Origin of the sequence: Paraburkholderia sp. RL17-380-BIE-A (assembly GCF_046028085.1) — a bacterium.
In the GTDB taxonomy this organism is placed as follows: domain Bacteria; phylum Pseudomonadota; class Gammaproteobacteria; order Burkholderiales; family Burkholderiaceae; genus Paraburkholderia.
Map to the genome: position 1 here is coordinate 438443 of NZ_JARESQ010000001.1, position 11547 is coordinate 449989.

The 11547-nt window shown below is 63.4% G+C and carries 8 protein-coding genes; 4 read left to right on the top strand and 4 right to left on the bottom strand.

The window, feature by feature from the left end; genetic code table 11:
- Positions 1-186: 186 nt before the first annotated feature.
- The 4 genes from P0D68_RS02000 to P0D68_RS02015 form a co-directional block, all read right to left on the bottom strand.
- Positions 187-942, bottom strand: a complete 756-nt coding sequence (locus P0D68_RS02000) for a tetratricopeptide repeat protein (RefSeq protein WP_408300020.1) — start codon at positions 940-942, stop codon at positions 187-189.
- The gene (locus P0D68_RS02005) at positions 939-2936 is read right to left on the bottom strand and encodes a bifunctional 2',3'-cyclic-nucleotide 2'-phosphodiesterase/3'-nucleotidase (protein ID WP_408300208.1); all 1998 of its coding nucleotides are present in this window, start codon (positions 2934-2936) and stop codon (positions 939-941) included. The genes P0D68_RS02000 and P0D68_RS02005 overlap by 4 nt, the downstream gene beginning before the upstream one ends.
- A 240-nt stretch (positions 2937-3176) precedes the next feature.
- Positions 3177-4649, bottom strand: a complete 1473-nt coding sequence (pdxR, locus tag P0D68_RS02010) for a MocR-like pyridoxine biosynthesis transcription factor PdxR (RefSeq protein ID WP_408300022.1) — start codon at positions 4647-4649, stop codon at positions 3177-3179.
- A 213-nt stretch (positions 4650-4862) separates the two neighbouring features.
- Positions 4863-6404 (bottom strand): peptide MFS transporter, encoded by a 1542-nt coding sequence (locus tag P0D68_RS02015; protein WP_408300024.1) that lies wholly within the window; start codon positions 6402-6404, stop codon positions 4863-4865.
- A gap of 899 nt (positions 6405-7303) precedes the next feature.
- Here P0D68_RS02015 and P0D68_RS02020 point away from each other — a divergent pair.
- The 4 genes from P0D68_RS02020 to P0D68_RS02035 all read left to right on the top strand — a co-directional run bounded on the left by P0D68_RS02020 (position 7304) and on the right by P0D68_RS02035 (position 11547).
- Positions 7304-7876, top strand: coding sequence for a cupin domain-containing protein (locus tag P0D68_RS02020; protein ID WP_007177972.1), 573 nt, complete (start codon positions 7304-7306; stop codon positions 7874-7876).
- Positions 7877-8057: 181 nt separating this feature from the next.
- Positions 8058-9674: a peptide ABC transporter substrate-binding protein gene (locus tag P0D68_RS02025; protein ID WP_091807072.1), complete on the top strand. Its 1617-nt coding sequence runs from the start codon at positions 8058-8060 to the stop codon at positions 9672-9674.
- 16 nt (positions 9675-9690) lie between these two features.
- The gene (locus P0D68_RS02030; RefSeq protein WP_091807070.1) at positions 9691-10629 is read left to right on the top strand and encodes an ABC transporter permease subunit; all 939 of its coding nucleotides are present in this window, start codon (positions 9691-9693) and stop codon (positions 10627-10629) included.
- 3 nt (positions 10630-10632) lie between these two features.
- On the top strand, positions 10633-11547 hold the full coding sequence (locus P0D68_RS02035) for an ABC transporter permease (protein WP_408185123.1): 915 nt from the start codon (positions 10633-10635) through the stop codon (positions 11545-11547).

The window sequence follows — 11547 nt, forward strand, 5'->3', positions numbered from 1 at the left end:
TAACGGCACTTTCTGCATCGGAGAGTAGAAGGTGGCTCGTCCGGTCATCGCAAAAAAGACGTCGCGGCTCGCACGCCATGCTCCTTCACGCGGCGGAAAAAACGCGCCCCCTGCAGCGAAAAACATTGCAGGGGGCGACCAATCTCGCCCTGCGACAGAAAATCGCGGGCCGGTTTCAGCGCACGGTTACTGCCGGCTGACGTGTTTCAGATCGTGTTCGCTTTCCTTCACGTGAGCCCAGTACTCGCTTTCGTCGCGCGCGAGGCCAAGCTCGCCATTGCGATAGGCCATTGCCAGCGCGAGGTTGGCTTCGGGTAACTCCGCATTGGCCGCGCGCGTGAGCCATTGCAGCGCCAACGCGTCGTCGTGCGGCAAGCTCGTGCCGAAGCGATACTCGTTGGCAAGCTGGAACTGCGCGAGCGGCAGGCCCGCTTGCGCCGCCCGTTCGAGCCAGCGAATCGCCAGGCTTGCGTCACGCACCATGCCGTAACCATTGCGATAAAGCGTTGCAAGATCGTAGGCCGCCTGGGCGTCGCGCGAATCATGCGATGCCGCCAGCGTCAGCCAATGGCGGCTTTCCACATAGTCCGGCGCGATGCCGGGCAGCCCGCGCAATAGCAGATGCCCGAGCGTCGCCTGTGCGCGCGGCGCGCCGTCGAGCGCAAGTTGCCGGTAAAGCTCGACGCCTTCGCGGCGCTCGTCGGGCCGCGTGGAATTCACGAGCACGTCCGCGAGCGCTTCGCGCGCCGCCGCGTTGCCGAATGCCGAGGTCACGCGCAACTGCCACAGCGGCCAGGCCGCGTGCGTCGCCGTGCCCTGCATCTGCCAGTCGTCGATCTGCACGTTGGACACGCGCGTGGCGGCCACCGTGGCCACCGTGAAGAACGTGCCGCCTGTGATGGCGACGGCCACCGCCAGCACCAAAGAAAGCCGCGCGTTCATTGGTTGAGGTTCACGGTGTAGACCGCGAGTCCCTTGCCCGTGCCGTCGTCGGCCTGAATCTGGGCGACGTTGGCAATGCCGTTGGCCTGCGCGAGCGCCGCCAGGTTCGGCGCAGACAGGAAGGTCACCGGGCCGGCCGTTGCCACCTTCGTAAACCGCCAGCTGCGATCGCTGCCGTTGCTGGCCGCCTTGATGGCCTGCACTTTCTTGATATAGGCGATCAGCACGTCGCGGCTCGCATCCGGCGACGCATAAATCGTCTTGCTGCCGTCGAGCCCAGGGAAATTTCCGCCGCCGCTCGCGCGATAGTTGTTGGTCGCGACGATGAACGACTGCGTGTCCGAGATCGCCGCGCCCTGATATTTCAGGTTGCGAATGCGGCTGCCGACAGCCTGCGTCACGTCGATTTCGTAGCTGAAATCCTTCGACGTGATCATGTCGAAGTTATAACCGGGATACGTGCTGACGAGTGCCTGCGGCGCGGTGTTGGCCGGATCGATCTTGTTGAAGCGTTGGGCCGCGGTTTCGAGCCAGGCCTTCAGGTCGGCGCCCGTCACCTTCACCGCGTAGATCGTGTTCGGATACAGATAAAGGTCGGCGGCATTGTTGATCGCCACGTTGCCTTGCGCGACGTCGGTGAAATCGTTGCCGCCGCCGAAGCCGCTCTTGAACGGCGCGCTCACCGACAACACCGGAATGCCCGCATATTGCGGCAGATTCGCGTTGATGTAGTCCTGCGTGTAGGCCGCCTGCGCCTGGTTGACGATTTCGATAGCCGACACGTCGCCCACATCGGCAAAGTACGTGGTCATGCGAAAGTCGGTCGTGCCGATCGGTGTTTTCACGTAGTTGATGGTCGCGGCGTGCTCGGCGGCAATCGCCTGCGAGACCGCCGGATCGACGGCGACGTAGCTTTTATCCGCGTTCTGGATCGAGCGGGCTTCCGCGGTGCTCGCGTTTCGGTCCACCGCCCACGTGCCGTTCGTGAAGTTCAGCGCGAGCTTGATCACGCCGAGATGTTTGCCCCAGAAATTCGCCATCACGGTCGGCACGCCGTTGACGGTGCCTTTCACCTTGTCCACGCCCGGCAGGTTGAATTGCGTGACCGTGCTGTTTTTATCGGGGAAAACCTGATGCGAATGGCCAATCAACATGGCGTCGATGCCAGGCACTTTGGACAGGTAGTAGCTGCCGTTTTCCATCGAAGGCGAATAGGTCGAGTTGTCGAGCCCGCCGTGCGACATCGCCACGATGATCTGCGCGCCCTTCGCCTTCATTTCCGGCACGTACTTCGACGCGCTTTCGACAAGACCTTGCGTGTAGACGTTGCCGTCGAGCCAGCGCTTGTCCCACGCCATGATGGCGGGCGGCGTGAAGCCGATCACGCCGATCTTCACCGGCGCGCTGACGGTCTTGCCGTCGGGCGTCGTGGCCGTGATCGTGCGTTCGAGGATCGTGTACGGCTTGAAGATCGGCTGCTGCGATTTCGCGCCGAGCACGTTGGAGAGCACCAGCGGAAAGTTCGGCCCCGCGCACGCCGGCTGCGCGGCGACCGGACTCATGTTCGGCACGTCGAACGCGCTGCCCGTCACTTGCGCGAGAAATGGCAGGCCGTAGTTGAATTCGTGATTACCGATCGTGCCCGCGTCGTACTTCAGCAGATTCATGACCTTGTAGACACCGAGCGTGGTCTTGCAATCGATCGGCGCGACTTGCGCCTGATAGTCGGCGAGCGCGGTGCCCTGGATCGTGTCGCCGTCGTCGAGCAACATGGTATTGGGAAATTCCTTGCGCGCCGCCGCGATCAGCGTCGCCGTGCGCTCCAGACCGAGCGACTTGTCTTCCGCCAGCTTGTAGTAGTCGTAACTCAGCAGATTGGTATGGATGTCGGTGGTTTCCAGCAACGCAAGCGTCGCGGTCGTGCCATTCGCCACTTGCGGCGCGGGCGTGTCGACACTGCTGCTGCACGCCGTGATACCCGCGGCGATTCCCATTGCGCCCAGCGCCCCCGAGGTTCCCCATGCGCCAAACGCGCCTCGCGCGCGCAGCCGCTTGCCTGCCATGAACGTCACTCGCATCCTTACCGCCCTCCGTTTGTCGTCGTGTCATGCCGGCACATCTGGCCGGCTTTGCATTACAAACAATTACAGAGGCGCAAGCGTACGGTGGGTTTATGACACTGATTTGTAGGGCATTAGATAGGTTTGAGTAAACCGTATGCGCGGTTCGCGTGCCTATTGCGCGAGCCGCGGCAGGATGTCGGCGAGCTTGGTGAGCGCCGCGTCGATATGCTCGACCGCGATATTGCCGTAGCCGAAAATCAGACCGGGCCGCGCCTTCACACGCAGATAAAACGGTGCGAGTCCATACAATCCGATCGAGGCTTCACGCGCCGCGCCAACCACGGCCTCCTCCGTCAGCGGCGCTTTCAGGTGCGCCGCCATGTGGATGCCGGCCGTGGGCACGATCGGTTCGAACCAGGGCGCGAGGCCGCCGTGCAGATGATCGAGCAGCACCGCACGGCGCGCCGCATAGGTCTTGTGCATGCGCCGCAGGTGCTTGGCGAAATCGCCGTTGAGCATGAAGGCCGCGAGCGCGGTTTGCGTGAGCGTGCAGCCGTGCCAGTCGGCGATCTGGCGCGCCTTGAGGAGCGGACTGTAGAGCGAGGCCGGCGGCACCACATAGCCGACCCGCAGCTCCGGAAAGATCGTCTTCGAAAACGTGCCCACGTAGGCCACGAGTCCGGCGCGATCGAGGCTTTTGAGCGGCTCCATCGGCCGGCCTTCGAAACGGTACTCGCAATCGTAGTCGTCCTCGATGATCACCGCGCCGCGCTTCTGCGCCCATTCGAGCAACTCGACGCGGCGCTCGAGACTCATCGGCATGCCGAGCGGAAACTGGTGCGAAGGCGTCAGATAGACGAGCCGCGCCTTGTCCGGCAGCTTGCTCACGATCAGCCCTTGCGCATCCACCGGCACGGGCACCACACGCGCGCCGGTGGCCTTCAGACAGGCATGGGCGGGCGAATAAGCGGGGTCTTCGATAGCCGCGACGTCGCCGGCACGCAACGTGACGCGAGCCAGCAGATCGAGCGCGTGCTGTGCGCCTTGCGTCACGATCACGTCTTCCCAGTTGCTCGCCACGGCGCGGTTAAAGGCCAGATAGCGCGAGATCGCGAGACGCAACTCCTGCTCGCCGGCCGCGTCGCGATACGTGCCGGGGCCGCGCGCTTGCGCACGCAACGCACGATTCACGCAGCGGCGCCACACGTCGAAGGGGAACAGCGTCTTGTCGGTCGCGCCGCCTATGAAGTCCTGCGGCGACATTACCGAAGGACGCGGCAACGCGAGGCGCTCGGGCATCTCCTCCCACAGCGGCTGGGCGCGCGCGGCGGCCTTCGCCTTGGCCCGCTCGCGCGACACATCCGCCGCCTTAGCATGCGAGGAACGCTCCACCGGCAGACGCTCCAGGCCGTCGGCGACGAAAGTGCCCGAGCCGGCTCGGGCGCTGAGATAACCCTCGGAAAGTAGCCGCTCGAATACGTCGAGCGTCGTCTTGCGCGACACCCCCAGTTGCGTGGCGAGTTCTCGCGTGGACGGCAGGCGCGTGCCGCCGGCAAGGCGCCCTTCGAGGATGCCGGCGCGCAACTGGCGATAGATCTGTCCAGACAGATCGTGATGCCCTTGGACCGCGATATGGATTTCCATCCGGGTGGCTACCTCAACTATCCGGAAGAGGGTTAAGTCGAAAGACCGATGTCGGTCCTAAGCTTACCCCCGTGGCCGGCATTTGAGCGGACATTGACGATCAGGAAGGCCTGATGCGGGAAGTGCCGGATTGAGTGCTGGACTCAATGCGGCGCTCAAGGTGAAGGCGGCCTGCAAACGGCGCGTTCGCACCGCTGCCGATGTTGCACCGGATTACTCCGCCACCACGCCGTTCAGTGCCGCGCTTTGCCGCGCGCTCTCGCGCGCTTCGTCGCTGCAGCGCTGATGTTCGCGCGACAGCTTGCGCATCAGCGGCAACAGCAGAACCGCCACCAGCGCGCCCACCGCCGCGAGCCAGCCGAGGCCGGTGAACAGCTTGGTGTAGAGCGGCAGTGATTCGAGCGGATCCATGTCGCCGGCCGGCATCTGCGCGAAATTCGCCACCACGCTGCCCAGATATTGCGACACACCGGTCGCGACGAAGTAGGCGCCCATCATGAAGCCGCTCATGCGTGCCGGTACGTAACGCGCGATCATGGCGAGCCCGAGACCGCTCACCAGCAGTTCGCCGAGCGAATACAGCCCGTAGCCGCCCACCATGAACCACGACGACACGCGTCCGTTCACCGCGTAATTGCCACTCGCCGCATAGACGAAAAAGCCGGCCGCCACCACAGCGAAACCGAACGCGTACTTCACCGCCACAGGAACGTCCTTGCCGCTTTTCGCGAGCTTGGTGTAAAGCAGCGCAAGCACAGGGCTCAGCAACATGATCCAGATAGGATTGAGCGCCTGGAACTGCGCGGCGCTCCACGTGAACCACGTCTGGCCGAACAGAATGAAACGCGGATCGACGTTGCGCAGCGCGAACAGCGTGAGCGAGGTCGACATCTGCACGTAAAACACGAAGAACAGGATCACCTGCGCGGTCAGAATCAGCGCGGCCACCAGACCCGAGCGCTCCGAGCGTTCGCACTTCATCAGCATGTAGCCGAAGATCGCCAGAATCGCGACGCCCGCCGTGTACACGCAGGCCACCGCGATCGCCTTGTGCTGCAGCACGAACATGGTCGCCGCGCCGAGCGCGAGGCCGCCCAGCGCGACCGCGCCGACACGCTTCCAGCGCACCGGTTCGGCATCCGGCGCGGAGCCGATATGCGCGAGCGTGCGGAACATGACGAAATAGTTCAGCACCGACAACAGCATCCCCGCGCAGCAGACGGCGAACGCCGTGCGCCAGCCCCAATGGTCCTTGATCCACGGCGTGGCGAGCATCGATACGGTCGAGCCGATGTTGACCGCCATGTAATAGATCGTGAACGCACTGTCGATGCGCGCGTCGTCGCCTTCATAAATACGGCGCACGAGATTCGCGGCATTGGCCTTGAAGAGACCATTGCCCACCACGATCACGCCGAGCGACGCGTACATATAGGCAAGCTGGTCATTGGGCAGCGCCAGCATGAAATAGCCGACCGACAGCACGCCGGCGCCGAAGATCATCGTGCGGCGCGCGCCGAGAATCTTGTCGCCGATCCAGCCGCCGATCGAGGGCGACGCATACACCAGCGCCGTGAACGCGCCCCACGTGAGGGTGGCGTGGCTGTCGGTGAACTGCAGCTTGTCGATCATGAACAGGACCAGCAGCGCGGCCATGCCGTAGTAGCCGAAGCGCTCCCACATCTCGATCAGAAAGACCGTCGAAAACGAACGGGTCTGCGACACGCGCGCGCCCGGCGGATTGGATGAATTCATCGTGTACCTCTTGTTCAAACGGTTACGGCGTCGCGCGAACTGGCCGCGCGGCGCATGAAACGGAATCTGGAAAGACAGTCGGCGCAGCCTGTGCCGTCACGCACACGCGGACGCATGGGCCCTGGCGCGAACGCGCGCATTCGCGCGCCAATGCGCCAAACCAGCAGATAAACCAGGAAGGGTGGCGAAGGCCCGTCTCGCGATAGGCCCCGAAGCAAGTCCCGTTGGCGAGCGCCCTGCGCAACGCGTTGCCGGGGCACGCGACGTCATATCGGGGCCGCGCTCCGGCATGCGGAGCGGGCTGAATGATAAAGCATCGCGGCGAATGGAAATTCTGAGGCCGGCCGATGGCGTCGGTGCCAGTCGGCGACGGGCGGCGAGCCCGCGGCGGGAAAGATCGGCAGTGATGGTCATATCCTTACGCCGGCGGGCGTTCGGTTGGAACGGGCCGGACAGTGCTCCGCCGCACAGGATCGCTGCGCGCGGAATGAGAAACAGCGGGGCCGATTCTGCAAATAGAAACATGCTGAGTCACTCAGGGATTTCACCGATCCCGCGTTGATGACATGGGTCGATTGCGCCTTGCGTCTTTGCCGCATCCGCACCCGCGGCCAAAAATAATCTGTAATGTCATGCCGTTAATCCTGCTGATACTCGAACTGCATAAACGCGCCGGCGAGCGTGCATACTCCAGGCATTACCGCCTTTGTTTGCTGTTTTCCGAAATAAACGGTCATTTTGGCGGGGTTTAGTTTCGATTCTGGCAACATAGAGTGTTATCTCAGATTGTGGTCGCTTGCCTCACCCGGCGTCGCCAAGGCCCGATGCCGCGCCCGGACCGCAATCAAACCATATTTACATATATCAAACAAATTTTGACGGGCTAATTTCCTCCTGCTATGGTCACGACAATTCAAAAGAGCAATCCGGCACTAGAAATCGGCAGCAAGATCCGCGCGCTGCGGCAACGGCTCAAGCGCACGCTGGATGACACGGCAACCGCGGCGGGCATTTCCAAGCCGTTTTTGTCGCAGGTGGAACGTGGCCTCGCGTCACCGTCCATCACGTCGTTGGCGGGGATCGCAAACGCACTCGGGGTCACGGTGCAGTATTTCGTCGACACACCCAGCGAAGAACGCTGCGTGAGCCGCGGCGATCAGTTGAGGTTTTTCGGTTTTGCGGACTCGGCCAATCTGTTTGCGCGGCTGACCAATGTGACGGGCGGCCGTCAGCTCGAGGCGATCCTGGTGAGAATGCCACCCGGGCAGAAGCGCTCCGAAGTCACCACGCATGCCGGAGAAGAGTTTATGTATGTGATCGACGGCGAAGTGTCGTTGACACTGGAAGGCAAGACGTTCGTGTTGCACGCGGGAGACAGCGCGCATTACGAATCGACGGTGCCGCACAGTTGGGTGAACACCGCGCGCATCGAGTCGGTGGTCGTCTGGGTGGGCACACCAAGACTGTTCTAAAGAGCAGGCACCTCATCCGGTCGGACCGGCCAGGGATTGCCTGCATTACGCAATGTAAGGAATCCTGCATGTCGCGCTATCAATACGAGCAACAAGGGCCGCCCTGGCCCGAGCAACGCAGCTAAACGGGCGCCCTGGCGCCAGCGCGTTTCTCTCCCGACCTTTCCTGCGATCTCAATCGATGAAAACCCCGTTCGTCTACGCGACGGCGCTGACCGCGCTCGTCCTCTCGTTTGCCCCGTCCGCTTTTGCTGTCAACGTACCTGCCGGCGTCACGCTCGCCGCGAGCCAGGAAATCACCCGCCAGGTGCCGGCTGAAACCGAATCGCTCGACCCCGCGCATATCGAATCGTGGACCGGCAATACGATCGCGCTCGACCTGTTCGAAGGCCTGACGCGCATCGACGCAGCCGGCGCGGTGGTGCCGGGCGTCGCGCAATCGTGGACGCGCACCGGGCCGGACACGTGGGTGTTCAAGCTGCGCCACGATGCGCGCTGGAGCAACGGTCAGCCGGTCACGGCGGCGGACTTCATCTACGCATGGCAGCGCGTGCTCGATCCGAAAACCGGCTCGAAGTACACCGTGCTGGTCGAATTCGTGAAGAACGCCAAGGCGATTCTCGCCGGCAAGGCGCCGCTCACGAGCCTCGCCGCGCGCGCCGTCGATCCGTACACGCTCGAAGTCACCACCGAAGTTCCCGCCGCCTTCTTCCCGCAACTGGCCGCCATGCCGACCATGGCGCCGGTCAACCGTGATGTCGTGACGAAGTTCGGCGGCGACTGGACCCGGCCGGGCAACTTCGTCGGCAACGGACCTTATGCGCTGACCGACTGGCAGCCGAGCAACCGCCTGGTGGGCACGAAGAGCAAGACGTACTGGAACGCCAGCAAGGTCGTGATCACGAAAGTGACCTACCTGCCGATTGAAAACGACGAAACGGCCATGCGCATGTATCAGGCCGGCCAGTTCGACTATACGTATTCAGTCCCCTCGGGCATCTATGCGCAGGTGAGCAAGCAGTTCGGCTCCGAACTGAAAACCGGCCTGCAGATCGCCACCTATTACTACAGCCTCAACAACGACGACCCGCTGTTCAAGGACAAGCGCGTACGCCAGGCCCTCTCGATGGTGCTCGATCGCGACCTGCTGACCCAGCGCCTCACCGCGGACGGCGAACTGCCCATGTACGGCCTGATTTCCAAGGGCACGCAAGGCGCGGCCGTTTTCAAGCCTGAGTGGTCCACCTGGCCGATGCCCAAGCGCGTGGACTATGCCCGCAATCTGCTGAAGCAGGCGGGCTATTCGGACGCCAAGCCGCTCACGTTCACGCTCACCTACAACACCAACGACCTGCACAAGAAAGTCGCGCTGTTCGCGACTTCCGAATGGCGCACCAAGCTCGGCGTGAACGCCAAGCTCGAAAACGTCGAATACAAGGTGCTGCTCAAGCAGCGCCACGACGGCAAGGTGCAGGCCTCGCGCGACGGCTGGTTCGTCGACTACAACGACGCCATGTCGTATTTCGATCTGATCCGCTGCAACAGCGTGCAGAACGATCAGCGCTACTGCAACCCGCAAGTCGACAAACTGGTCGATCAGGCCAACCAGCAGCTCGACGACGCGAAGCGCACCGCTCTGCTCACGCAGGCGCACGATCTGGCGATGAACGACTATCCGCTGGTGCCGCTCTTCCAGTACTCGGCGGACCGGCTGGTGAAACCGTATGTGGGCGGCTACACGTCGACCAACTACGTCGACCAGCGCGCCACGCAAGACATGTATCTGATCAAGCACTAAGCGCGGGAGCACCGTCATGCTGGCCTATACGCTGCGCCGCACGCTCTGGGCGATCCCGACGATTCTCGCCGTGATCACCGCGTGCTATCTGCTGCTGCATCTCACCCCGGGCGGACCGTTCGACACCGAGAAGCAACTCTCGGCGGCCGTCCTCGCGAACCTCAACGCCAAGTACCACCTCGACGAACCGTTGTGGTTGCAGTACCTCCACTATCTCGGCTCGCTGCTGCACGGCGATCTCGGGCCGTCGTTCCGCTATGCCGACTGGACCGTCAACGATCTGGTGTGGAAAGCGTTGCCGGTGAGCCTCGGCGTGGGCGGCGTCTCGGTGCCGATCGCGCTCGTGATCGGCGTCGCGCTCGGCACGGTGGCCGCGGTGCGGCGCGACCGCTTCGTCGATCACTTCGTGATGGTGCTCGGCAATATCGGCAACGTGGTGCCGCCTTTCGTGCTCGGCCCGGTGCTCGTGTGGATCTTCGCAATCCTGCTGAAGACCTCCGAAGGGCACGGCTGGCTGCCGGCCGGCGGTTGGGGCGAAGGCGAATGGCGCTATCGCGTGCTGCCGATCGTGCTGCTCACCATCATCAACGTCGCCGCGATTGCCCGCGTGATGCGCGGCAGCATGATCGAAGTGCTGTCGGGCAACTTCATCCGCACGGCGCGCGCCAAAGGTTTGCCGGGCCGCACGATCGTGTTGCGCCACGCGATGAAGCCGGCACTGATGCCGGTCGTCTCGCTGCTCGGTTCGATCTGCATCTCGTCGATCACCGCGGCCGTGGTCACCGAATCGGTGTTCGCGCTGCCGGGCCTCGGCCAGCTGGTCGTCAACGGTGCGATCAATCGCGACTACACCCTCGTGCTCGGCCTCGTCGTGCTGACGACCGCTATCGCCGTGCTGTTCAATCTGCTGGTCGACCTCGCCTATGCGTGGCTCGATCCGCGCATCCGGTACTGATCCATGCCCCGCTCTCTTCAATCGACTGCCGCGGCGCTCGATCCGCTCGCGGCCATAGCAAGGGCGCCGCGTTCGCGCGGCCCGCTCGCCACCGCCACGTGGCGCTTCGTGCGCAATCGCGCCGCCTTCGCCAGTTTCGTCCTGCTGATGCTGATCGTGATCGCCTGCGTGGCCGGTCCGTGGCTGTTGCCGAATAACCCGATCGATAGCGACTGGAGCGCGATCAGCCTCGCGCCCACGTTGCAGAACATGCACTGGTTCGGCACCGACGAACTCGGCCGCGATCTGCTCGCGCGCACGCTGCAAGGCGGGCGCGTGTCGCTCGAAGTCGGCCTGCTCGGCACGCTGGTGTCCGGGCTGATCGGCGTCGCGTACGGCGCGACCGCGGGTTATCTGGGCGGACGCGTCGACGCGGTGATGATGCGGATCGTCGACATGATGTACGCGATCCCCTACATGCTGATCGCGATTCTGATGATGACCATGTTCGGCCGCGCGTTCTATCTGGTCGTGCTCACCATCAGCGCGTTTTCGTGGCTCGACATGGCTCGCGTGGTGCGCGGCCAGACGCTGTCGCTGCGCTCGCGCGAATTCATCGACGCCGCGAAGGCGATCGGCGTGAGTTCGCGTTCGATCATCGCGCGCCATATCGTGCCGAATCTGTTCGGCGTGGTCGTGGTGTATGCGAGCGTGACGGTGCCGAACATCGTGCTGACGGAATCGGTGCTGTCGTTTCTCGGCCTCGGCGTGCAGGAGCCGATGACGAGTTGGGGCGTGCTGATTCAGGACGGCGCGCAGAAGCTCGAATCGATGCCCTGGCTGCTGCTGTGCCCCGCCGTGATGTTGTGCGTGACGCTGTATTGCGTGAATTTCGTCGGCGATGGTTTGCGCGACGCATTCGATCCGAAGGACCGTTGA

What these genes read in the sequence shown, in the direction of transcription:
- P0D68_RS02000 (WP_408300020.1), bottom strand. Translation starts at nt 942, where the DNA reads ATGAACGCGCGGCTTTCTTTGGTGCTGGCGGTGGCCGTCGCCATCACA.
- P0D68_RS02030 (WP_091807070.1), top strand. Translation starts at nt 9,691, where the DNA reads ATGCTGGCCTATACGCTGCGCCGCACGCTCTGGGCGATCCCGACGATT.
- P0D68_RS02035 (WP_408185123.1), top strand. Translation starts at nt 10,633, where the DNA reads ATGCCCCGCTCTCTTCAATCGACTGCCGCGGCGCTCGATCCGCTCGCG.
- pdxR (WP_408300022.1), bottom strand. Translation starts at nt 4,649, where the DNA reads ATGGAAATCCATATCGCGGTCCAAGGGCATCACGATCTGTCTGGACAG.
- P0D68_RS02015 (WP_408300024.1), bottom strand. Translation starts at nt 6,404, where the DNA reads ATGAATTCATCCAATCCGCCGGGCGCGCGCGTGTCGCAGACCCGTTCG.
- P0D68_RS02025 (WP_091807072.1), top strand. Translation starts at nt 8,058, where the DNA reads ATGAAAACCCCGTTCGTCTACGCGACGGCGCTGACCGCGCTCGTCCTC.
- P0D68_RS02005 (WP_408300208.1), bottom strand. Translation starts at nt 2,936, where the DNA reads ATGGGAATCGCCGCGGGTATCACGGCGTGCAGCAGCAGTGTCGACACG.
- P0D68_RS02020 (WP_007177972.1), top strand. Translation starts at nt 7,304, where the DNA reads ATGGTCACGACAATTCAAAAGAGCAATCCGGCACTAGAAATCGGCAGC.